Genomic DNA, 22899 nt, shown 5'->3' with positions numbered 1-22899 from the left:
CAAAACATAACTAAAGCCGGGCATTGCGCTCGGCTTATTTTTTGTACGCCATGATTTAAAGAATGTGATATCTCGGTAAAGATTGAACGTAAACACGCATCATGCCTGCCGTCACGGCATGAATGTGATAAAGTCAGGGCAATCAGAGCAAGCCTCCATTCAGGGTGAGGAATGCGATTAACGAATAATATTAAACAGGTAATGATGGAGTTTTCTTTACGTCGAGAGCCGAAAACGGCTCAGCCGAAAGCGCGTTTAGATGGCGGTCAACGTTTAAAAGAGTGTGGATTCATCTTGGTCCTCGCCGCTGCTGTGTTTACCATGGTGGCATTGTTATCTTTTAATCCGGCTGATCCTTCGTGGTCGCAAACCGCGTGGCATGGTGACGTTCATAATGCGGCTGGTGCGATGGGTGCATGGATAGCAGACAGCTTTTTCTTCTCCTTTGGGATTTTGGCGTATCCATTACCCCCTGCTGCTATTCTTGGCGGTTGGGTTTTTTTGCGGCGGCGTGGTGATAATGAACCCATTAATTACACCATTATTGGCGCACGTCTATTGGGGCTTCTGGTCCTTTTCCTGACCAGTTGTTCGTTGGCTGATCTCAATTTTGATGACTTTTGGCATTTTTCATCGGGTGGCGTGATGGGAGATGTCACCAATAGCCTTGCTTTGCCCTTGTTTAATGTCTTAGGGACCACCTTGGTCATGTTGTTTGGCTGGGCGGCCGGTTTCACCTTATTCACGGGAATTTCATGGCTCACGATCGTGGATCACCTCGGCGCGGTGACGCTAAATGGTATCACCTGGCTGGTTAATCGCGTGCGTGGCGATACCCCGACACAACTTGGTGCGCCTGGCTCATCGGCCCCCGAGCGCACAGACGTGACGCAATCGCGTGAGACTTGTGAACCGATGGAGCTGAGTGATTTACGTCGATTGACGCCGATATCGCCTGAGAAAGCGTCCGTTTCTGAGAAAAAATCGGTCGCTGAAAAAACGACAGCGACGGAAAAGGAAACCGTTGATCACAGCGCGCACGAGAGTGAAAGGTCGATCATCTTTGGTGGACATGCCACCGCTGAGCAAGCCAGTTCGACGCAGTCTGAATCCGCGCTGTCAGAGAGTGCGGATGAACCGGTATTGGGACAATGGCAAACCGCTGTTGCTGATGATGAGCCCTCTGCGTCGGTATTCAGCGCAGACACCGACTCAGACCCGCAAGCCCAAACACCGACTCAGCATGATCGTGAATCGGTCGCAACTTATGTGTCGACAGATTCAGAGCATTCAGAGACAAAGCACTTAGAGACAAAGCACTCAGAGTACGCTGATACCACCTATGGCAATCAAGATGGACTCTCGGAGCTAGAGCGCGCGGAGCAGGCAAGCAAGTTGGCCGATGATGACGAGGATCCTTTCCAAGAAACGATTCGCCAAGCACAAAAATCCCAACAGCAAGCGGCCGGGCTCGACCATCCTTTTTTAGTGAAAGATGAGCCCAATTTGCCTAAACCGGCAGAACCTTTCCCAACCCTCGATCTGTTGGATCCTGCTCGCCATACAGCGCAACAAGCCACGCGCGAAGAGCTAGAGCAAATTGCGCGCTTGGTTGAGGCGCGCTTGGAAGATTTTAAAGTGCAAGCACGCGTGGTGGGCGTGTATCCAGGGCCGGTGATCACGCGTTTTGAGCTTGATTTGGCGCCGGGCGTTAAGGTCTCACGAATTTCAGGTTTGTCTAAAGACTTAGCGCGTGCGCTATCAACCACCGCGGTGCGCGTGGTCGAGGTGATCCCAGGTAAACCTTATATTGGCCTTGAGCTACCGAACGAGCATCGCGAAACGGTGTTTATGTCAGAAGTGATTGGCAGTGAGCGATTTAAAAACAGCCAATCGCCGATCTCTGTCGTCTTGGGAAATGACATTGCCGGCGAAGCCATTATTACCGATCTTGGCAAAGCACCGCATATGCTGGTGGCAGGGACGACAGGGTCGGGTAAATCTGTGGGCGTGAACGTGATGCTGGTTAGTATGCTCTATAAGGCGTCTCCTGAAGATGTGCGCTTTATCATGATTGACCCTAAAATGCTGGAGTTATCGGTCTATGAGGGCATTCCGCATTTGTTGTCAGAAGTTGTCACCGATATGAAGGATGCGGGGAATGCGCTGCGTTGGTGTGTGGGTGAGATGGAACGACGTTACAAGCTGATGTCGGCCCTTGGCGTGCGCAACCTTAAAGGTTTTAACGAAAAGGTGAAAGCAGCAGAAGCCGCGAATAACCCGATCCCAGACCCACTGTGGAAATCGGGCGACAGTATGGATGAATCGGCGCCTAAACTGGAAAAACTGCCCTATATCGTGGTGGTGGTAGATGAATTTTCCGATCTCATGATGGTGGTTGGTAAAAAAGTCGAAGAGTTGATCGCACGATTAGCACAAAAAGCACGGGCAGCAGGTATCCACCTTGTGCTAGCCACCCAACGTCCTTCTGTTGACGTGATTACGGGGCTGATTAAAGCCAATATTCCAACGCGTATGGCGTTTACTGTCTCGACCAAAACAGACTCGCGCACCATCCTTGACCAAGGCGGCGCTGAGTCGTTGCTGGGAATGGGGGATATGCTCTTTATGCCGAATGGTTCCAACCATCCGATCCGCGTGCATGGTGCCTTTGTCAGTGATGAAGAAGTGCATCGGGTGGTTAATAATTGGAAAGCGCGAGGCAAGCCGCAATATATCGATGAAATCACCCAAGGCGATCAAGGTGCAGATAGCTTATTACCTGGTGAAGCGCCGACCGGCGGCGATGGCGAAGAGCTGGACCAGTTGTTTGATCAAGTGGTTGAATTTGTGACCGAAAGTCGTCGTGGTTCCGTGTCTGGTGTCCAGCGTCGATTTAAAATTGGTTATAACCGTGCGGCGCGTATTGTGGAACAACTCGAAGCACACGGTGTCGTAAGTTCACCAGGCCATAACGGTAATCGCGAAGTAATCGCACCGCCGCCACCGAAAGATTGATCGAATGGAAGGTTCAATGACTCGATTTGCTGCTGTCCGCCACCTGTTGGCGGTGATATCTCTCTTGGTTGTTGTCAGCGCGCAAGCGCAAACAGAGGCGCAACAACATTTAATCGAAAGACTGAATAAGGTTGATGCGTTCCGCGCACAGTTTGAACAAAAGGTCTTAAGCCCAGAGGGTGACGAGATTCATCAAGCGAAAGGGACCTTGGCTATCCAACGCCCTAATTTGTTTAACTGGACCACCACGTCGCCGGACGAAACCATCATGATTTCTGATGGTGAAACCTTGTGGTACTACAGCCCCTTTGTTGAACAAGTAACTGCCATGTGGTTAGAAGAGGCAACAGCACAAACGCCCTTCGTGCTATTGACCCGTAACCAACCGAGTGATTGGCAGGATTACCAAATCACCCAGGAAGGCAATACCTTCACGCTCACGCCAAAAACCACCGGCACCATTGGTCAGTTTGATGTCACGGTCAAGCCCGATGGTACCTTGACTGGCTTTAGAGTCGTTGAGCAAGATGGGCAACAGAGTCAGTTCGCACTGAGCCAATTTAGCCGACAAACGCCAGACGCGGACTTGTTTTCGTTTACCCCGCCTGAGTCTGTCATGGTCGACGATCAACGCCAGTCACGTTAACCGCATCGGAGGATGCCTTGCCTACCTTGCCGCTCGATTTCGCTGAGGACTTTCGCCCACTGGCCGCGCGTATGCGGCCCGTCACCTTGGACCAATATATTGGCCAGCGCCATCTGCTTGGCGAAGGCAAACCGCTACGCCGTGCCATTGAGTCGGGTACGCTTCATTCCATGATTTTTTGGGGGCCACCGGGCACAGGCAAGACCACACTGGCCGATATTGCTGCGCGTCAAGCTAATGCCGAGCTGGAACAAATTTCTGCGGTGACCTCCGGTGTGAAAGAGATCCGAGAAGCGATTGGACGTGCAGAGCAAAACAAGCAAGCGGGTGTTCGCACTGTCTTATTCGTTGATGAGGTACATCGCTTTAACAAAAGTCAGCAAGACGCTTTTCTGCCTCATGTCGAGTCGGGGACCGTTACCTTTATTGGCGCCACGACGGAAAATCCATCGTTTGAGCTTAACAATGCCTTATTATCGCGCGCCCGCGTCTACCGACTGACAAGCCTAGATGATCGCGATCTTGAAGCCGTGATTGATCAAGCGCTTGCCGACTCGCAACGCGGGTTAGGCGAGCAGGCACTCACTTTCGATAAAGGCGTTAAAGCGGCGTTAACCGCGGCGTGCAGTGGCGATGCGCGTATGGCGTTGAATCTTCTGGAAATGCTGGCAGATATGGCTGATGGCCAAGTGACGCTGTCGATGCTTAAAGACGTTGCAGGTGAAAAAGTGGCACAATTCGATAAGCAAGGGGATGCTTGGTACGATTTGATTTCTGCGTTTCATAAATCCGTCCGTGGCTCGAGTCCTGATGGCGCCCTGTATTGGTACGCACGCATTGTCAGTGCCGGTGGCGATCCCCTTTATGTGGCGCGCCGCTTATTAGCTATCGCCTCGGAGGATATTGGCAATGCGGATCCACGTGCCATGCAGGTGGCATTGAATGCGTGGGATTGCTTTACTCGCGTAGGGCCGGCAGAAGGCGAGCGTGCGATTGCTCAAGCCGCTGTATATTTAGCCAGCGCGCCCAAAAGCAATGCTGTTTACACCGCATGGAAACAAGCGTTGCGAGACGCTAAAGAAACCGCCAACGCGCCTGTTCCCATGCACTTGTGCAATGCGCCGACCGCATTGATGGAAGATATGGGGCATGGGAAGGGCTATCGATATGCCCATGATGAGCCCAATGCTTATGCGGCAGGAGAGCGCTATCTACCGTCCGAACTTGGCGATACTCGCTATTATCAGCCCGTTAATCGTGGGCTAGAAATTAAAATCGCCGAAAAGCTCGCCTTTCTGGCCGAGCAGGATGCAAAAAGCCCGCAAAAGCGCTAGGCAAGTTTACCCTTTTTGGGTAAGGTTTAGAGTGCAGCGACGCGATGAAGACGCAGTCTCCTCGTCGTGGTGACATCCACCGTCACCCTTGACCAATCGCGTAATACAATACGCAGTATCGACGCTTGTTTTCAAACGTGATGACAAGTGATAACCAACTAATCAACCCGAAAAGCACAGGATTAGCATGCTGGATTCCAAATTACTTCGAACTGAGCTGGAAGAAACCGCTCAACAACTCGCTCGTCGTGGCTTTACGCTTGACGTTGACGCTATGCGTGAACTCGAGGAACAACGTAAGGCGCTGCAAATTCGCACCGAACAACTGCAAGCAGAGCGTAATTCCCGATCGAAGTCCATTGGCCAGGCTAAAGCAAAGGGTGAAGACATTGCGCCATTGCTAGAAGAAGTGTCAAACCTTGGTGATGAGTTGGACGCAGCGAAAACAGAGCTCGCGGCGCTGCAGCAAAAAGTCAACGACGTGGTGATGAGCGTGCCTAACTTACCGGCGGAAGACGTCCCAAGTGGTAAAGATGAGTCTGAGAACCAGGAGATCATGCGCTGGGGTGAACCGCGTCAGTTTGATTTTGAGGTCAAAGATCATGTTGATTTAGGTGAACTGTCTGGTGGTCTCGACTTTGCCAGTGCGGTAAAACTATCTGGCTCTCGCTTTATCGTGATGAAAGGGCAGATGGCGCGCATGCATCGTGCTTTAACCCAGTTTATGCTCGATTTACATACCAACGAACACGGCTATACCGAAATGTATGTGCCGTACTTAGTCAATGCCGACAGCCTCTATGGCACCGGCCAATTGCCTAAGTTTGGTGACGATTTGTTTAACACCAAGCCGGCCACCGAAGAAGGGATCGGCATGTCGTTAATCCCAACCGCGGAAGTACCTCTGACTAACATGGTGCGCGATGAGATCATCGATGAAGCGGATCTGCCGCTGTGCATGACCGCACACACACCGTGTTTCCGTTCAGAAGCCGGCTCCTACGGACGTGATACGCGTGGGCTGATTCGTATGCATCAGTTTGATAAAGTCGAGCTGGTGAAAGTGGTGAAGCCTGAAGATTCTATGGCAGCACTCGAATCACTCACCGCCGATGCCGAAAAAGTATTGCAGTTGCTGAACCTGCCTTACCGAAAAGTACTGTTATGCACTGGTGACATGGGCTTTGGCGCGGCCAAAACCTATGACCTAGAAGTTTGGTTGCCTGCGCAAGATACCTATCGTGAAATTTCATCATGCTCAAATACTTTGGACTTCCAAGCGCGTCGTATGCAGGCGCGTTTCCGCCGTAAAGGTGAGAAGAAGCCTGAGCTGTTGCACACGCTCAATGGGTCTGGCCTAGCTGTGGGTCGTACCTTGGTGGCCATTTTGGAAAACTATCAGCAAGCGGATGGTCGGATCGAAATCCCTGAGGTATTACGTCCGTATATGGGTGGACAAACGCATATTGGCTAATGGGCTCACCGTGTGCTTAATAACCATGAAGCCGGCACGATTGTCGGCTTTTTTTATGCTTGCATAAACGCGGGGATTATCGGTTAAGCACTGTCTGTTACGCGCTGTTTGTTTGGCGCTATCGGTTAAGCGCTGTTTGTTTAGCGCTATCTCGCGGCTCATGCAAGGGCGATAAGGTATTAAAAATATCGTCCTGTGGTGCAGGAAAGCCTGCTAATAGGTCGGCAAGACAATTATCGAGCACGGTGAGTATCACTGCATTGACGCGCTGAGACAGCGCGAGGCGACTGGCCAGTGGTGTCTTATCAGCTAACGGTTTCTCAGTTGCCAACGATTTTTCAGTTGCTAACGGTGCCTCAGTCGCTAAGGCCCGCTCAGCGTCGGTGCTGAGCTGGGAAGTAAGGCGATCAATCTCTGTGCTTAGCGAATCTTCAAGATTGAGGGGCTGGAGCTGGCATAAGCGTTTCACTAAAATTTGCTGTTGCAGATTTAATGACTGGCTCGCGTTTGGCGTCATTTTGTGTAACTGAATACTGGCGTAAGAATATCGCTGACGTGCTTGTAATAATTCTAAAACGGCATACCACACATGTTGATAATGCGACAAGCCCGCTTCGTCATTGTGGGCTATCAGGAAGGGCGGCACTGCCTCGTCAACAAGATAAATAATATGTTGTAACGCGCGGTTTTTCATCCGTGCTTGTGTGACTTCATCGTATTGCGGTAGCGCATGTAAATGATGAAATAAAAGCCGATACATCGGTTTTTGTGCCTGAGACGCTAAGTGGTGCAATTGACGAATTTGACTGAGTAAATGTTGGTAGTCACTGGAAGCAATATGTGTTTGAGCGGCCAGCTCACGTGCGTGCTGCAGCAGCGCACGTAATTCATGTAGCTGATGTAACGGCCAATCTGGGCGTTGACGGTAAAGTACGACGGCGACGACGACCGCTATTCCGAGCGCCAGTGCGCCTACCATGACTAACCATCCCATATGCTCTCCTTGCGATCGCGACTCTCCGTCATCAAGCTTAGCATGAACTGTGCCAAAGATGAGAAGCGGGTCACATCCTATGAAAGCGGCGTTAAGGGCATCAAGATCAGATAAAAACGCACTATGATGGCGCTTGAGCGCACTCAAACGGTGCAAACTATCAAACGGTGCAAACTAAGAGAGGCGCAGGCAAAAAAAAGAGCCCTTGTTGGGCCCTTTGATGTTTTAGCTATCGCGCTGTTTTACATAACGCGCATGCCAGGTTGAGCCCCTTCATGCGGCTCTAAAATCCAGATTTCTTTACCACCCGGACCCGCCGCGAGGATCATGCCCTCTGACATGCCGAATTTCATCTTGCGAGGCTTTAAGTTGGCGACCATGACGGTGTGCTTACCCACGAGATCTTCCGGCTTGTAGGCCGATTTGATCCCAGAGAACACCTGACGCGTTTCACCGCCAATATCGAGCTTAAACTTCAGCAGTTTGTCCGCTTTTGGCACCGCCTCACACTCAACAATTTTAGCGACACGCAGATCGACCTTAGCAAAGTCACCAAATTCGATTTCATCGGCAATCGGCTCGTCCGCTAACGGCCCTTGTGCTTTGGCCTTTTCTGCTTGTTCAGCGGCTGCATCTTCCTTGCTCGCGGCGATCATGGCGTCGACGGCTTTCGGATCGATACGGTTAAACAGTGCCTTGAACTTGCTAATGCGATGGCCGGTCAGTGGCGTCGCAATGCTTTCCCACGTCAAGGTATCATTCAAAAAGCCTTCCGTGCGCTCTGCCAGCTTAGGCATCACAGGTTTGAGGTACGTCATCAGCACACGGAATAGGTTAATCCCCACAGAGCAAATCGCTTGTAGTTCGGCGTCTTTTCCTTCTTCTTTAGCGAACACCCATGGCGCCTTTTCGTCCACGTATTGGTTGGCTTTGTCGGCCAAGCCAATAATTTCGCGGATGGCGCGGTTAAACTCTCGGGCTTCGTAAAGCTCACCAATGTATTCAGCTTTGTCGATGAACGATTGATAAAGCTCGGGTTCGGCGCACGTATCAGAGAGCTGACCATCAAAGCGCTTAGTGATAAAGCCAGCGTTACGTGATGCCAGGTTGACGACCTTGTTGACAACATCCGTATTCACACGCTGGATAAAATCATCCAGGCTTAAATCCAGATCATCAATGCGACTATTGAGCTTGGCCGCGTAATAATACCGCAGGCATTCTGGATCAAGATGGTTCAAATAGGTACTGGCTTTGATAAATGTCCCTTTTGACTTGGACATTTTCGCGCCATTGACCGTGACATAGCCGTGCACGAAGACGTTGTTAGGTTTACGGAAGCCAGCACCGTCCAGCATGGCAGGCCAGAACAGACTATGGAAATAAACAATATCTTTGCCGATGAAATGGTATAGCTCGGTGTCGCTATTAGCCTTCCAGTATTCATCAAAGTCGATATCACCGCGTTTGTCACAATAGTTTTTAAACGACCCCATATAGCCGATCGGTGCATCGAGCCAAACGTAGAAAAACTTGCCGGGTTGGTCGGGGATTTCAAAACCAAAGTAGGGCGCATCACGGGAGATATCCCACTGCTGAAGACCGGTTTCGAACCACTCATTCATCTTGTTAGCGATTTCGCTTTGCAGCGAGCCAGATTTGATCCACGCGTTAAGCATTTGCTCGAACTGTGGTAAATCGAAGAAAAAGTGCTCTGAATCACGCATCACCGGCGTGGCACCGCTGACTGCGGAACGAGGATTGATCAATTCAGCCGGCGTATAGGTTTCACCACAGTTATCACAGTTATCGCCGTATTGATCGTCGGCGTGACACTTCGGACATTCGCCTTTGACAAAGCGATCCGGCAAGAACATTTCTTTTTCCGGATCAAACAGCTGAGAGATGGTGCGGCTGGTGATATAACCTTTATCACGAAGTTGCGTATAAATGAACGACGCTAATTCGCGGTTTTCATCACTGTGGGTGCTGTGGTAATTATCGAAGCTGATATCAAAGCCATCAAAATCTGCCTGGTGCTCTTGTTGCACGCCGGCGATCATGGCTTCTGGCTCGACACCCATTTGCTGCGCTTTTAACATGATAGGTGTGCCGTGAGCATCGTCAGCACAAATAAAGTGAGTGGTGTTGCCGCGCAGGCGTTGATAGCGAACCCATACATCTGCCTGAATATGCTCGAGCATGTGGCCCAAATGAATCGAGCCGTTCGCATAAGGCAGCGCACAGGTCACCAGAATTTTCCGTGGGTTTGCAGCCATAATCTTGTTTATTCGCTCTTATGATATGAATGGAATGATTGCGGAAATCTTACCTGATACGATATGCCTTGCCTAGTGTAAGGCCGGGTCCTCGCGTGTTTATCCGTTAAAGACGCACACGAGCGGCTAACATATTTCAATCAACGGGATGGTGCTGGATGTTTTTTGGGTCCAAAAAGAAAAAAACAAAAAAAGAAGACACAGCTGCTTCGCTCTCAAACCTTGATGATGCGATCGCGTTACTTAATCAATTCTCACACCCGCAGTTGGTCGAGCAGTGGGCAAGCCAAACGGGGTGGGTGAGAACCGCAGATCATGGCTTTAGGGTCACGTTCCCCTTTGCGGCGCACTCTATCGCTGAAGCGCTTAAAGATTGGCTCAGTGCGCAGTCTGATGCCCTTGCCAACCAATTTGAACTGATGCAACGGGTAGCACCGTTAAAAACGGGCGAAAAAACGCCGGTGAAAGGGGTGAAAAACCTGATTGTTGTGAGCTCAGCGAAAGGTGGCGTCGGTAAATCGACCACCGCTGTAAACCTAGCGCTTGCGTTGCACGCGGAGGGCGCTGCAGTCGGCATTGTTGATGCGGATGTGTATGGGCCGTCTTTACCTATCATGTTGGGCGCCAAAGATAGTGAGCCACAAACCCATGATGGCAAGTTAATGGAGCCTGTGACGCGCCATGGTATCGCCTCAAATTCGATCGGTTATCTGGTGCCCGCAGATAACGCGACTGTTTGGCGAGGTCCTATGGCCTCAAAAGCGTTTGCACAGCTGATCAACGAAACACGGTGGCCCGAGCTGGACTATTTAGTCGTCGATATGCCGCCTGGTACCGGTGACATCCAACTGAGTTTGGCGCAACAGTTTCCGGTGACAGGCGCGATTGTGGTGACAACGCCACAAGATTTGGCATTAGCCGATGCGGTGAAAGGGGTGGCGATGTTTGAAAAAGTTCACGTTCCCGTGTTGGGCGTGGTAGAAAACATGAGTTATCACATTTGCTCGCAATGCGGCCATCATGAAGCCATTTTTGGCTCAGGGGGTGCCGATAAAATGGCGCAAGAGCAGGGGACGCCAGTGCTTGCACAGGTACCGCTTCATGTCGCGATTCGGGAAGATATTGATGCCGGTGTGCCAAGCATGGTCGCGCGCCCTAACAGTGAGCATGCGGCGGTTTATCGACAGATGGCAGCGTCGGTCGCCAGTCAGCTCTACTGGCAAGGTGAAACACGTCCTGAACAGATTAGCGTACAAACTGTGTCGCCCTGATTGCGCAACCGGCCGTGATTTATCGGCTAAAGCGGCCGGGTGCACAGACAAGCGCGATTTTCTCTGGCGCCAGCTGCTTCAACTCCCTATAATCAGGCGGTTTATGTTGATTCCGCCAAGCTTCCCCTGGGTATTCATATTATGAGTGACAACAACCACCACTGCGTTATTATCGGTATTGCAGGTGCCTCTGCTTCCGGTAAAAGCCTGATCGCCAGCACCATTTATAAGGAATTAAAGGAAAAAGTCGGTGATCATCAAATCGGCGTGATTACAGAAGATAGATATTATCGTGATCAGAGCCACCTCAGCATGGAAGAGCGCGTAAAAACCAATTATGACCACCCTCAGGCACTGGATCACGATCTTTTGTGTGAACATCTTGAAGCATTGGTCGCCGGTCAGCCGGCTGATGTGCCGGTTTATAGTTACTCCGAGCATACCCGTATGGGAGAAACCACGACGATGACGCCCAAAAAAGTGATCATCCTCGAAGGTATTTTGCTTCTCACCGATCCCCGTCTTCGCAATTTGATCCACGCCAGCGTCTTTATGGACACGCCACTTGATATTTGTTTACTGCGTCGGATGAAACGTGACGTTGCCGAGCGCGGTCGTACCATGGATTCGGTGATGGAGCAGTATCAAAAGACGGTCCGCCCTATGTTTATGCAGTTTATTGAGCCGTCGAAGCAATATGCCGATATCATTGTCCCGCGCGGAGGTAAAAACCGCATTGCGATTGATGTACTAAAAGCGCATATCGCGCGTTTACTTAAAGCGTAAGGCATGATACCCCATCACATTATGGGGCAATGACTGTGTCTCTAGGTAATCAGTCGTGGTTTAATCCATAATGTGTGAGCGAATATATCGAATGAGTGCGGTGCATAAAGCAAAACACCGCGTGAGTAAATAACCGTGAGGAATGTTAGATGCGACTGTGCGACAGGCATATCAAAGAACACCTTGATGATGGCCGCATCAAAATTGATCCCCGTCCTGCCGCAGACGCGATTTCGGGCGTGACTGCGGATGTGACTCTGGGTAACCAGTTCCGTGTGTTTAACGATCATGGGGCCGCTTATATTGATTTATCGGGGCCGAAGCAAGAAGTGAATGCCCAGCTTGAGCGTGTTATGAGTGATGAAATAGAAATCGCTGACGGCGACCCTTTTTATCTTCATCCGGGTCAATTGGCCTTGGCAGTCACGCATGAGGCTGTGACATTACCCGATAATATTGTCGGTTGGCTCGATGGCCGTTCATCGTTGGCGCGGTTGGGTTTGATGGTCCATGTCACGGCACACCGAATAGATCCGGGCTGGTCAGGGCGAATTGTTCTAGAGTTTTATAATAATGGGCGTCTACCGTTAGCGCTACGTCCCGGCATGCCGATCGGTGCCTTAAGCTTTGAGCCCATGTCAGGATCAGCGGACCAGCCTTATAATAAACGGGACAATGCCAAGTACAAAAATCAGCAAGGGGCAGTCGCCTCTCGTATTAGCCAAGACAAGGCTTAATGAGTGAAATGCGCCTGAGGGCGCATTTTTTTTCTCACCAGGAACTCGACGGTTAAATCGTGGTCGATAACGCGTCTGACACACAAGGAGCATCTTGCAATGATAAAAAAAATCGTCCTTATTCTCGCAGCATTCGTCGTGGTGTTGATTGGCGCCGTCGCGACTTTAATTGCCACGGTAAACCCCAATCAATTTAAACCCTTGCTGGTGGAACAAGTSGCAGAGCAAACGGGCTATGAGGTCGTTATCGGTGGCGACATCGAGTGGCAGTTCTGGCCGAGTTTGGGCTTTTCCATTGCTGAGGTGGCGATCAAAAACCGACCTGGTTTTGATGAGCCTGATTTACTCCGTTTGTCGCGCGCGCAATTATCCGTTGATGTGTTGCCATTGATGTCTCAGACATTACAAGTGGGTGAAATTGTCTTACAAGACCCGCATGTATTTATCCAAACGTTGGCGAACGGCGATAGCAATGTGACGCCAGCTCAAACAGTGACGCCAACTCAACCAAAAAACGTTGGCGCGTCGGCAGAGCAACAGACAAGTTCGACGTCGTTAGAGCCGGCTAGCCAGCAAGATACAGTGAGTGGGACGTGGCAAGTTTCTTTACAAGGTCTACGCGTCACCAATGCTAGCGTCGTGATTAAAGATGATCAGGCGGGTACGCAAACGGCCTTACGAGATGTTGATCTCCAAGTGGGCAATATAGCAACCGATATATGGACGCCACTGACCGTATCACTGCGTGGCGAACAGGATGGTGCGACCTTCAGCGCGCAAGGGCAGGGTGAACTGAAGCTTGCCGCGGATCCACAACAAAGTCAGTTACGAGAGCTTGCGCTAAATGTATCGGCACAACAAGGCGAGATGACCATCAATGAAGCCAATATTACCCTCGATCGTGTCGCCTTGGGTCAAGCGGCTCAGCTCGGCTTTAATATCAATGCGCAGACGTCAGAGCTAAAGGTTGAAACCTCTGGAAACGCGCAAGTTACTGTGGCAGAAAGTCAAGACAAGGTCACAGTGCAGGGGTTGGACATGCTCACTCAGCTCTCGGGTGACGCATTACCCGGCGAGTCGCTGACTCAAGAGCTGGCGGCAGATATCGTCTTCGATGCCAAGCAGCAAACGTTAGATATCACTGAGATGACCAGCCGTCTTAATACTGACGAGGTGGTCATAGACGGTAAAGTGGCCATCAAGCTGGCAGATATCCCGCAAATTCGTTTTGCACTCAATACCAATCACATCGATCTCGATACCTTGTTACCGACAGACAATGCAGCGCCTCGTCAATCTGCAAACGAAAGTCAGTCTGGGTCCAATGATGAATCCAGCCCCAGTACGCAAACTGGGTCACTTAGCCAAGAAGAGCCTGATCTTAGTGTGTTGAAGACGCTGGATATTGCCGGCTCATTGGCGATGAAAGGGCTTACCGTGAGTAACGTTACCTTAGGACAAACACGCGCTACGGTTGCTATCAACCGTGGCAAAGTCGACGTATCTGAGCTGATCACGCAAGCCTATGAAGGCAGGGTAGTTGTGCAAGGGATGTTAGATGCCACTCAAACTCCCGCGCGCTATCAAGTGAGTAAAAAAGCACGCAACATTGCCATCTTGCCGTTATTGGAGGATGTCGCACAGGTTGATCTGCTTGAAGGCAAAGGCAATGTGGATATTAACCTCCAAGGTCAAGGTTTATCGCCTTATGCTCTCCGTCAGGCGATTCAGGGCAGTGCCGCGATTTTCTTTGAGGATGGCGCGATCAACGGCATTAACTTGGCACAAATGCTGAGAGAAGCAAAAGCGACGTTGAAAGGAGAAGCGACCAGCAACGCTGCCAACGATGTGCGCAAAACCGACTTTAGTGCGCTCACCGCCAGTTTTACCATCGGAAATGGCATGGCACGCACCAACGATCTGCTACTAGAAGCCCCAGCGCTGCGAGTCAGAAGTGAGGGGCAAACTGATTTGCTGAAAGAAACGTTAGATTTTGATGTGTTCACGTCTGTGGTTGAAACCAGCAAGGGTCAAGGCGGCAAAGATATTGATGAACTTCGTGATGTGACCATCCCAGTGACGGTGGCCGGTACCTGGCAATCGCCGAGTTATCAATTAGATATCAAGCAGCTACTCAGCAGCAACAAAGTCTTGGAAGAAAAGGCACGCAAAGAAGCACAGCGTGGGATTAAAAAGTTACTGGGTGATAAAGCGGATGATGACAAGGTCAAAGAGGCAACCGATAAACTGCTTAATTTATTCCAGTGATCGGTTTACAACTTTTTACGCTAATAAATCAAAACCTTGTTAAAGGATAAGCGATGGATTCTATTACCCAGGCGGCACTGGGCGCGGCGGTTGCTGGATTAGTCTCGGGCAAGCGCTGTTCTCCAAAAGTGCTTTTGGCCGGTGCTGCATTGGGCACCTTACCTGACTTAGATGTGCTGATTGATTATGGCGATCCGGTGGCGAATACGGTCAACCACCGTGGATTCAGTCACTCATTATTTGTGCTGCCTTGGGTTGGTGCAATCATAGGATGGTGCGGGTGGCGATGGCGTCGTCAATGGCCGCTGTGGCAAGTCATGACGCTGGTGATCGCGGTGCTCGTGACACACCCGTTGTTGGATGCGATGACGGTTTATGGTACCAAGCTTTTTTGGCCGTTAGACGTGCCTTCGGTAGCAGTCGCCAGCCTGTTTATTATTGACCCACTTTATACGGTGCCCTTATTGGTCAGTGTTATCGCCGCGTGTATTTGGCGACATCGGGGCGCCAAAGCATGTGGTATCGGGTTGGCAGTCTCTACGCTCTACCTGGCCAGTTCGGTCTATCAGCTTGAAACGATTGAAGTACGTGTTGCAACCCAAACCCAAGGAACCGACTTGGCAGGGCGGCCGCATATTATTATGCCCACCCCGTTTAACACGCTGCTGTGGCGAGTGGTGATTATCGGCGACGACCACTACTGGGAAGGACTCGCGTCACGCTTAGACAAAGATAAGCATATTCAATGGATCACGCGTCCTCGCGGACAATGGCCACTAGCGGGCTCGGAAACATTAATGGCACTTCGCACGTTTTCGCGTGATTTTATTCGCTTTGAAAATCGGAATGGGCAGCAGGTGGTGACCGACTTGCGTTTTGGCGTAGCAAACTATCAACCCTTTCAGTTTTTGCTTGCCGAGCAAGACGCCGAAGGGCAGTGGCAGTCAGTTATGCCTAAGCAGCTTGAGCCAGGGCCGCTACGAGACAGCGCCTTGCCAACCCTCTGGCAGCGATTGCTGGGTGATCAATCGATTGATGCGCGTTTGTGTCGCCAGTCTTGCCAAGAGGATGCCGTGGACAAGACGCAGTCGATATCGTTAAACGCGAAGCCCTGAGAAAAGCGGCGCTCAGGTTAACGTCAGCCACGGCTTTCTTTTTTTACTCAGTGGCTTACCAGTCAATGCCTTGGCGCGCTTTCACGCCGGCGTCGAAGGCATGCTTAACGTTTCTGACTTCCGAGACGGTATCTGCTATCTCAACTAAGCGGCGGTGTGCGCCACGCCCAGTGATGATAACGGATTGTTCGCTAGGGCGTTGTTGCAGCGCATCAATGACTTCATCGAGGCTGATATAGTCGTACGTGATCATGTAGGTGATCTCATCCAGTACCACTAAATCGTAGCGGTCATCCGCAAGCATCGCCTGACACGCTGCCCATATTTGCTGAGCGGCTTGGGTGTCTGCGGTTTTGTCCTGCGTATCCCAGGTAAAACCGGTACTCATCACGTGAAAGTCGACACCATGTTGGCTCAGTAAATCTCGCTCTCCACAAGCCCACGTGCCCTTGATGTACTGAGCTACGCCACACTTTAGTCCATGGCCGGCGGCCCGCGCCACTGTGCCAAACGCGGACGTCGATTTACCTTTACCATTGCCCGTTATGATCAGGAGGAGCCCTTTTTCTTGTTGAGCGGCTTCAATTCGAGCATCAACTTTTTCTTTTAACTTTTGCTGACGCTGTTTGTGTCCTTGTTCTGACATACGATTTCTAACCCCAAATAAACGTTACACCATAGTAAAGCGACGTCATGCTTCATGCTACCCATAACAACGCAAAGGCAAGCAGATTGAAGCGACTAGGCATACGAGTGTCGACTTGATAGAGTAAAACTTTACCAGTAAGGAGACTCTATCGATGACACCCCCAAAAAATGTGCCGAGTCTATTGGTGGTTTGCTTAGGCAATATTTGTCGTTCACCGACGGCAGAAGCGGTATTACGCGCCCGTGCCCAGACGAGAGGGATCATGGTGAATATTGATTCTGCGGGGACAGCAGGTTATCACCAAGGTAATCCGCCAGATAAGCGGAGTCAACAGGCAGGTCAAGCGAGAGGGTACTCGTTTGCCGGTATTCGAGCCCGTCAAGTACGGCAGGAAGATTTTGCGGATTTCGATATGATCTTAGCGGCCGATGAAAATAACTTGGCCGACCTGCATGCACAATGTCCGGCTGATTACCAAAACAAACTGTCTCTGTTTCTCAGTTGGGGAGAGCAGACGGAGGGTGCGATCCCAGATCCTTATTACGGCGGCGACGATGGATTTGAGCACGTACTGGACTTATTGGAGCAAGCAGCAGACGGTGTGCTAGACCATATTGTTGCAAAGACCAACGCGCAATAGAAGCAGTTAAGACCACAGCCAGTTAAGACACGCAGGGCATGAAAAAAGGCGCTGTCATCAAGCGCCTTTTGGGTTTGTGATGAGAGACGCTACCATTTTTTCTTGGGGGCAAACAGCTCGTCCAATTCGCTTTTTTCTTCTTCTTGCTCGGACTGCAATTTCTCATGACCACTGTTTAGCGTATGAGTGATGTCGCTGTGCATTTTTTCAAGATGCTGTTTCATCTCTGACGAGTATTCATCGGTCTTTGGACTGACGACATCGATCGCTTTTTTCAGTAATTGCTGCGCCGTGCCCATTTGACCTTTATTTTTCGCATCGTTGGCACGTTTAATCACGTTCTCAATATTTATCTTGAGCTGCATTTGCTCTAGTCGCGCGTTTTCCGACACAAAAGCTTGCGTTGCCAAGCGGCCTTTCGAATGCTCGGCTTTAACCACTGAGCGCAAGCGCTTGACGAGTTTGAGCATCGATATTGCCTCTCGGTCGTTATTAGGCACTTTAAACGATGTCGAGTCCCGGTTGGAGTAGCTTTGTTTGACCTGATCGATTTGAGCCTGGGTCGCACTAATTCGTTGCTTAATTGACTTATCCGATGGATCGACCTCGTACATGGCTTTCAAGGAATCCAAGATCTTTTTGTTCAAGCACGCCAGTAACGTCCCGCTATAGGGTAGGTTATGCGCATTGCCAATCAGCTCTTCTGTCGCATCGATGACGGCAATGTGCTTCGCCATTTCTTGGCGCTTGTGAGACTCGATTTGCTTTCGTTGTTGAGCCAATATGTTGTAGCCGACAATCAGGCCGAGCAATATGACACAAAGGCCAGCTATCAAGGCAATATTCATAATTTAGCGTCGATGTTCCTTGCAATAAACTCAACTGGTTAAGATACACCATCTCGACTGACAGAGATAGCATCAATCGAGAGGTGAAAGCTGCATGAGTGATCCGCCTCTAACTCTGAGCGTTGCGGCCTCGTCGAATGCGCCTTTATGAGTGTGGCCCATGATCTCGCGATCTGCGATAAAGTTGTTGCAATAAAATACTATTTGCGATCGAGTCGGTTAGAATGACAGGGTAAATTGCTTAGTGAATGTGCAATCGCTAACGTTTATATAACCAAAGCCTATTAAATAGTCGAATTTGGGTATATAAATGAGTGATATAAAACCATGCTGCCACTTAACCCACGAGGCTGACGCGTCTGCACTATGAAATTACAACAGCTTAGATATATCGTTGAAGTCGTTAACCACAACCTTAACGTATCTGCGACGGCGGAAAGTTTGTATACCTCTCAACCTGGGATTAGCAAACAAGTCAGGCTGTTGGAAGATGAGCTAGGCGTACAAATATTCGAACGAAGTGGTAAGCATTTAACGCAAGTAACACCAGCCGGTGAGGCGATTGTCGAGATCTCACAAAGCATTTTATCACGAGTAGAAAGCATCAAAGCGGTCGCTAGTGAGCATACTCATCCTGAAATGGGGAACCTCAATATATCGACCACCCATACGCAAGCGCGTTATGCATTACCCGACGTGATCAAAGCCTTTACCAAGCGGTACCCGAAAGTTTCCTTGCATATGCACCAGGGGACACCGACGCAAATATCCAGTTCAGTGGCAAAGGGGACGTCTGACTTTGCCATTGCAACCGAAGCATTTCATCTCTACGAAGATTTGGTGATGCTGCCTTGTTATCACTGGAACCGCTCGATCATTGTCACGCCCGATCATCCTTTAGCACAAAAAACGGATCTCAGTATTGAGGATCTCGCGGCCTATCCGCTCGTAACGTATGTGTTTGGGTTTACAGGGCGATCTGAGCTGGATGAAGCCTTCCATCGCGCTAACCGCACACCGAAAATTGTATTCACAGCAACGGATGCGGATGTGATTAAAACCTATGTGAAGTTAGGCCTAGGTGTGGGCGTGATCGCGAGCATGGCCATGGATAGTCATGCTGATGCAGATTTGGTTGCCATCGATGCGAGTCATATTTTCGGTGCGAGCACCACCAAGATAGGCTTCCGTAAAGGAACCTTTCTTCGTAGTTATATGTATGACTTTATTGAGCGTTTTGCGCCGCATTTGACCCGAAATGTGATTGACCAAGCGGTTGCACTGCGTACCAATGAAGAAATTGATGCTATGTTCAAGGACATTCCGCTTCCGGTTCGATAAACTGTTTAAAACGACGAGGCTGCTGAGGCAGCCTTTTTTGATCACGCACTCATCAATACCTTCATGCTAATCATGTCATCTTTATCGTTCAGCGACCAATTTAATCAGTTAACCAATCTGTTGATACAGCACCAAAATCTGTGGCGACCGATGCCGATGGCGCATACTCAGCTTCCTTGGCAAGACGGCGGGCCGCTTTGCCAATGGCTCGCCACGTTGGATAATACGCAACTCGCGGCGTTAAACGCGGATCCAGACGCTGTGATAAAAAAACTCGCGACCTGGTGGCCAGCGTTAAACCAGTTACCTGCGTTAGTCTCAGTACCGATGGCGCAACATACTGATATTGAAATTGATTCGCGCTTGAATGTTGGTGTGCCGGGACGCAAATGGGCGCAAATACAGGCGTATTTAGGCGCGATGCCGCAAACAGATAAGACGGCGTGTTATTTAGAGTGGTGCGCTGGAAAAGGATACTTAGGACGCGGTGTCGCGGCGATCACAGGTAAACCAGTAGAAAGCGTAGAATGGCAATCGGAACTGTGCGAACAGGGACAAACTTTCGCGGATCAAAAGGCGCTCCCGATGCAGTTTTACTCGTTAGATGCAATGAGTGAGGCGGCAACAGTCGTCATTGCCGGTTGTGAGCACGGGCTGGCGTTGCACGCGTGTGGCGACTTACACGTAAAGCTTCTTCAAAAGGCGGTCGCAACGGGTATGCGTGCACTAACGGTTTCACCTTGTTGTTATCATTTAATTCGCGGAGATAGGTATCAACCTTTATCCGCACAGGCGCAGGAAGCCGCCCTGACGCTTTCAAAAGCAGATTTAAAGCTCGCGGTTCAAGAGTCCGTCACTGGCGGGCAGCGGGTGCGCCGTCAACGCGAGCAGGAGGTCACTTATCGGTTGGGCTTTGATGAATGGCAACGTGACTATCAACAATCTGAGCACTATTTACCGCTACCCGCACTCAAAAAGTCACAGCTTACCCAAGGGTTCGCTGCCTTTTGCCGCTGGGGGGCCGCGCAAAAAGGGCTCACATTCCCCGGCGACTTTGATCAGACTCACTACTTGGCTCGAGGCGAAGCAAGGTTTCTCGTGCTGGAGAAAATCAATCTAATTAAAAGTGCATTTCGGCGCGCCATGGAGCTGTGGCTAGTGCTTGATCGTGTTTTATATCTTCAACAACATGGATACCGTGTCACGCTAACCCAGTTTTGTGAACGCGAACTCACGCCAAGAAACCTCCTTATTCATGCAGAGCGTACTCATGGCGACCATGTTCATGGCGACTATATGCATGGCGACTATATGCATGGCGACCATATTCATGGCGACCATATTCATGGCGACCATATTCATGGCGACCATATTCACATAAAAAAGAAACGACGTAATAACAATTAAGCACGTGCATAACGTGTTACGCCTAGTTGACAATATCTAGCGCGCCAAAGCCGGATGGTACTCGCTGCCGCGACTGAAAATGGGTACACTGGCGGTAAATAGTTTAATGTGAAGAAACTTTATTATGCCAGATATTGGTGTGTCGATTGCGGTGGCTCTGATCTTAGGGTTAGGGTGCTTTGTGCAGAGTTTGATTGGCTTTGGAATGGCGATCGTAGCGGCGCCGCTTTTATTGATGATTGATCCGAAATTGGTACCAACGACAATTTCGATGGTGGGGCTGACATTAGCCAGTATTAACGCTTGGCAATATCGTCATCAGTTGTCTTTTCGTGATTTGAGTTGGGCGTACTTCGGCCGAGTGCCAGGCACCGCGGTTGCGGGCGGGATCATGTTGGTAGTCACAACACAAATGCTTGAAATTATTATAGGTGCTGCCGTCTTGCTCGCTGTGTTTGCCAGTGTGATGCGCTTTAATATTGCCCCCAACCGGCGTAACTTTTTTATCGCTGGGTTTACGTCGGGAGTCATGGGAACAACGACCAGTATCGGTGGTCCACCGATGGCGCTTGTGTTACAGCATGCAGAGGTGAATAAAATGCGCGCCTGTTTGGCAGGCTACTTTGTTGTGAGCTGCATTTTGTCTTTAATCGCCTTGAGCGCGACCGATTATCTAACCTGGTGGCATGTCAAACAAGCGGCATTTGCCGTTCCTGCCGTATTGCTGGCGACCTGGTTGGCTTACCGTATTGCGCCACGTGTTAAACCGCAATTTGTTCGCCGAGCGATGCTAATACTCTGTACATTGGCGGGGATAAGTACATTGGCGCGCGGACTTATCGGTGCTTAAAGGTCGCACCCCATTAGCGTGGGGGCGACCGATGGTGTGAATCAAGGTCGGCCCTCGGTGTGTTATCCGATAAATTGCGCCGCGACAACCGTGATACCGCCGACCATTGCCAGGCTCAATCCAAGATTACCGCCAATGACTTGATAGTGCTCGTCAGTTGAGACCGTCTGGCGTGCCTTACGCACCATCAAAACCGGGAGTACCACGGCAAGAATGACGAGTGCGATCGCGGCGTATCCTAACGCTGTGATAAAACCCTGTGGATAATACAGCGCAAAGACCAACGGTGGGAGGTAGGTAATAGCCGCTGTTTGTAAGCGCCCACGCACGCTATCTTGGCGGTTAAAGCTGTCGGAGATAAAGTCAAACAAGCCTAAACTGACGCCGAGAAAAGACGTAGCTAGTGCTAAATCGGCGAACAGTGAGATGCTTGAAGCGATATAGTCTTGTTGAACCACTGATTGGATAATTGCCACAAACTGGGACAGTTCACCGTTTTGTACCAAGGTAGACTGTGCCACCGTACCGAGGCTGGCTACTTGCCAAAAGATATACAAGGCCAACGGAAGGGTTGAGCCAACAATCATGACCTTTCTTAGCGAAGGTAAGTCGATCCCGACGTATCGCACAATAGAAGGAATACTGCCGTGGAAGCCAAAAGACGTGAAAATGACCGGTAACGCGGCAACCAGCAAACCTCGTTCAACGGGCATTTCGACTAAGTTGATGCTAGAGACATGAGGCGTCAGTAGGGTTAAGGCCAAGATTAAGAATAATAACTTAATGGTGAATAACCCGCGGTTAATTAAATCCACTTTACTGGTGCCCAATGTCACCACAAGACCGAAAACCAGCGTAAATAAAACGGCGCCTGCCGCAGGTGGTAGCTCAATGGCCGACCATTGCGCCAGCTTTTCATTTAATTGGCTGCCCCCACCTGCAATATATGCGGCACAAAGTGAGTAGAATAAAAAGAGCATCGCAAACGACGCCAGCCATTTTCCTTTATTCCCCAAAAACTGTTTCGCTAAACTGTGCAATGTCGCGTCGGCCTCTGCGAACTGATGCACTTCTAACATCAGTAAGGCGGTGTAGGTCATTAAGGCCCACATCGCACCCATGAGTGCCATCGATGCGCCAAACCCGATGCCGGCAGAGGCAAGAGGCAACGCCAGCATACCGGCGCCAATGGTTGTGCCCGCAATAATGAGCGAACTTCCGAGTACTTTATTCATATTATGT

Annotated in this window: 18 protein-coding genes; 13 read left to right on the top strand and 5 right to left on the bottom strand. The window is 50.3% G+C overall.

The genetic code is table 11. From position 1 onward, the window contains the following. Positions 1-204 precede the first annotated feature (204 nt). The 4 genes from BZG77_RS12065 (at position 205) to serS (ending at position 6472) form a co-directional block, all read left to right on the top strand. Positions 205-3018 (top strand): DNA translocase FtsK, encoded by a 2814-nt coding sequence (locus tag BZG77_RS12065; RefSeq protein ID WP_077647423.1) that lies wholly within the window; start codon positions 205-207, stop codon positions 3016-3018. Between the two features lie 16 nt (positions 3019-3034). Beyond that, on the top strand, positions 3035-3664 hold the full coding sequence (gene lolA / locus BZG77_RS12060; protein WP_077647422.1) for an outer membrane lipoprotein chaperone LolA: 630 nt from the start codon (positions 3035-3037) through the stop codon (positions 3662-3664). A 71-nt stretch (positions 3665-3735) separates the two neighbouring features. Next, on the top strand, positions 3736-4998 hold the full coding sequence (locus tag BZG77_RS12055; RefSeq protein WP_077647421.1) for a replication-associated recombination protein A: 1263 nt from the start codon (positions 3736-3738) through the stop codon (positions 4996-4998). 187 nt (positions 4999-5185) lie between these two features. Beyond that, positions 5186-6472, top strand: coding sequence for a serine--tRNA ligase (serS, locus tag BZG77_RS12050; protein WP_077460193.1), 1287 nt, complete (start codon positions 5186-5188; stop codon positions 6470-6472). A 118-nt stretch (positions 6473-6590) separates the two neighbouring features. On the opposite strand, the gene BZG77_RS12045 is transcribed toward serS, so the two are convergent. Together BZG77_RS12045 and metG are read right to left on the bottom strand one after the other, a co-directional pair. Further along, a complete protein-coding gene (locus BZG77_RS12045) occupies positions 6591-7466 on the bottom strand; it encodes a hypothetical protein (RefSeq protein WP_077647413.1) in 876 nt (291 codons plus the stop codon). Between the two features lie 242 nt (positions 7467-7708). Next, positions 7709-9745 (bottom strand): methionine--tRNA ligase, encoded by a 2037-nt coding sequence (gene metG / locus BZG77_RS12040; protein WP_077647412.1) that lies wholly within the window; start codon positions 9743-9745, stop codon positions 7709-7711. A gap of 158 nt (positions 9746-9903) precedes the next feature. On the opposite strand from metG, the gene apbC reads away from it, so the two are divergent. The 5 genes from apbC to BZG77_RS12015 all read left to right on the top strand — a co-directional run bounded on the left by apbC (position 9904) and on the right by BZG77_RS12015 (position 15922). Further along, positions 9904-11016 carry an iron-sulfur cluster carrier protein ApbC gene (apbC, locus tag BZG77_RS12035; RefSeq protein WP_077647411.1) on the top strand — a complete coding sequence of 371 codons (1113 nt, stop codon included), beginning with the start codon at positions 9904-9906 and terminating at the stop codon, positions 11014-11016. 141 nt (positions 11017-11157) lie between these two features. After that, positions 11158-11802, top strand: a complete 645-nt coding sequence (udk, locus tag BZG77_RS12030) for a uridine kinase (protein WP_077460248.1) — start codon at positions 11158-11160, stop codon at positions 11800-11802. Positions 11803-11951: 149 nt separating this feature from the next. Then, the gene (gene dcd, locus BZG77_RS12025; RefSeq protein ID WP_021022410.1) at positions 11952-12539 is read left to right on the top strand and encodes a dCTP deaminase; all 588 of its coding nucleotides are present in this window, start codon (positions 11952-11954) and stop codon (positions 12537-12539) included. Positions 12540-12638: 99 nt separating this feature from the next. Next, positions 12639-14807: an AsmA family protein gene (locus tag BZG77_RS12020; protein WP_077647410.1), complete on the top strand. Its 2169-nt coding sequence runs from the start codon at positions 12639-12641 to the stop codon at positions 14805-14807. Positions 14808-14860: 53 nt separating this feature from the next. Further along, on the top strand, positions 14861-15922 hold the full coding sequence (locus tag BZG77_RS12015) for a metal-dependent hydrolase (protein WP_077647409.1): 1062 nt from the start codon (positions 14861-14863) through the stop codon (positions 15920-15922). A gap of 55 nt (positions 15923-15977) precedes the next feature. Here the strand turns inward: BZG77_RS12015 and cobO are convergent, their stop codons facing one another. Continuing rightward, positions 15978-16568, bottom strand: coding sequence for a cob(I)yrinic acid a,c-diamide adenosyltransferase (cobO, locus tag BZG77_RS12010; RefSeq protein ID WP_077460199.1), 591 nt, complete (start codon positions 16566-16568; stop codon positions 15978-15980). 154 nt (positions 16569-16722) lie between these two features. On the opposite strand from cobO, the gene BZG77_RS12005 reads away from it, so the two are divergent. Then, the gene (locus BZG77_RS12005) at positions 16723-17211 is read left to right on the top strand and encodes a low molecular weight protein-tyrosine-phosphatase (RefSeq protein WP_077647408.1); all 489 of its coding nucleotides are present in this window, start codon (positions 16723-16725) and stop codon (positions 17209-17211) included. Between the two features lie 89 nt (positions 17212-17300). On the opposite strand, the gene BZG77_RS12000 is transcribed toward BZG77_RS12005, so the two are convergent. Then, entirely contained in the window at positions 17301-18059 is a 759-nt protein-coding gene (locus BZG77_RS12000) for a hypothetical protein (protein ID WP_021022405.1), read from the bottom strand. Positions 18060-18425: 366 nt separating this feature from the next. On the opposite strand from BZG77_RS12000, the gene cysB reads away from it, so the two are divergent. From cysB to BZG77_RS11985, 3 genes are all read left to right on the top strand, one after another. Next, entirely contained in the window at positions 18426-19400 is a 975-nt protein-coding gene (gene cysB, locus BZG77_RS11995) for an HTH-type transcriptional regulator CysB (protein WP_021022404.1), read from the top strand. A 72-nt stretch (positions 19401-19472) separates the two neighbouring features. After that, positions 19473-20807 (top strand): methyltransferase, encoded by a 1335-nt coding sequence (locus BZG77_RS11990; protein ID WP_158011446.1) that lies wholly within the window; start codon positions 19473-19475, stop codon positions 20805-20807. A gap of 124 nt (positions 20808-20931) precedes the next feature. Then, the gene (locus tag BZG77_RS11985; RefSeq protein ID WP_077460202.1) at positions 20932-21657 is read left to right on the top strand and encodes a sulfite exporter TauE/SafE family protein; all 726 of its coding nucleotides are present in this window, start codon (positions 20932-20934) and stop codon (positions 21655-21657) included. Between the two features lie 62 nt (positions 21658-21719). On the opposite strand, the gene tyrP is transcribed toward BZG77_RS11985, so the two are convergent. Beyond that, a complete protein-coding gene (gene tyrP / locus BZG77_RS11980) occupies positions 21720-22892 on the bottom strand; it encodes a tyrosine transporter TyrP (RefSeq protein ID WP_021022402.1) in 1173 nt (390 codons plus the stop codon). Between the last annotated feature and the right edge of the window lie 7 nt (positions 22893-22899).

Source organism: Salinivibrio sp. IB643 (assembly GCF_001996105.1).
GTDB classification, from domain to species: Bacteria; Pseudomonadota; Gammaproteobacteria; order Enterobacterales; family Vibrionaceae; genus Salinivibrio; species Salinivibrio costicola.
Note: the sequence above shows the minus strand (reverse complement) of the source record. Positions and strands in the feature narration are given on the sequence as shown.

Coding starts and splice junctions, on each gene's coding strand:
- BZG77_RS12000 (WP_021022405.1), bottom strand. CDS start 18,059: ATGAATATTGCCTTGATAGCTGGCCTTTGTGTCATATTGCTCGGCCTG.
- BZG77_RS11985 (WP_077460202.1), top strand. CDS start 20,932: ATGCCAGATATTGGTGTGTCGATTGCGGTGGCTCTGATCTTAGGGTTA.
- metG (WP_077647412.1), bottom strand. CDS start 9,745: ATGGCTGCAAACCCACGGAAAATTCTGGTGACCTGTGCGCTGCCTTAT.
- BZG77_RS12055 (WP_077647421.1), top strand. CDS start 3,736: ATGCGGCCCGTCACCTTGGACCAATATATTGGCCAGCGCCATCTGCTT.
- cobO (WP_077460199.1), bottom strand. CDS start 16,568: ATGTCAGAACAAGGACACAAACAGCGTCAGCAAAAGTTAAAAGAAAAA.
- lolA (WP_077647422.1), top strand. CDS start 3,035: ATGACTCGATTTGCTGCTGTCCGCCACCTGTTGGCGGTGATATCTCTC.
- BZG77_RS12015 (WP_077647409.1), top strand. CDS start 14,861: ATGGATTCTATTACCCAGGCGGCACTGGGCGCGGCGGTTGCTGGATTA.
- tyrP (WP_021022402.1), bottom strand. CDS start 22,892: ATGAATAAAGTACTCGGAAGTTCGCTCATTATTGCGGGCACAACCATT.
- BZG77_RS12065 (WP_077647423.1), top strand. CDS start 205: ATGGAGTTTTCTTTACGTCGAGAGCCGAAAACGGCTCAGCCGAAAGCG.
- BZG77_RS12005 (WP_077647408.1), top strand. CDS start 16,723: ATGACACCCCCAAAAAATGTGCCGAGTCTATTGGTGGTTTGCTTAGGC.
- BZG77_RS12045 (WP_077647413.1), bottom strand. CDS start 7,466: ATGGGATGGTTAGTCATGGTAGGCGCACTGGCGCTCGGAATAGCGGTC.
- dcd (WP_021022410.1), top strand. CDS start 11,952: ATGCGACTGTGCGACAGGCATATCAAAGAACACCTTGATGATGGCCGC.
- udk (WP_077460248.1), top strand. CDS start 11,158: ATGAGTGACAACAACCACCACTGCGTTATTATCGGTATTGCAGGTGCC.
- BZG77_RS11990 (WP_158011446.1), top strand. CDS start 19,473: ATGTCATCTTTATCGTTCAGCGACCAATTTAATCAGTTAACCAATCTG.
- apbC (WP_077647411.1), top strand. CDS start 9,904: ATGTTTTTTGGGTCCAAAAAGAAAAAAACAAAAAAAGAAGACACAGCT.
- serS (WP_077460193.1), top strand. CDS start 5,186: ATGCTGGATTCCAAATTACTTCGAACTGAGCTGGAAGAAACCGCTCAA.
- cysB (WP_021022404.1), top strand. CDS start 18,426: ATGAAATTACAACAGCTTAGATATATCGTTGAAGTCGTTAACCACAAC.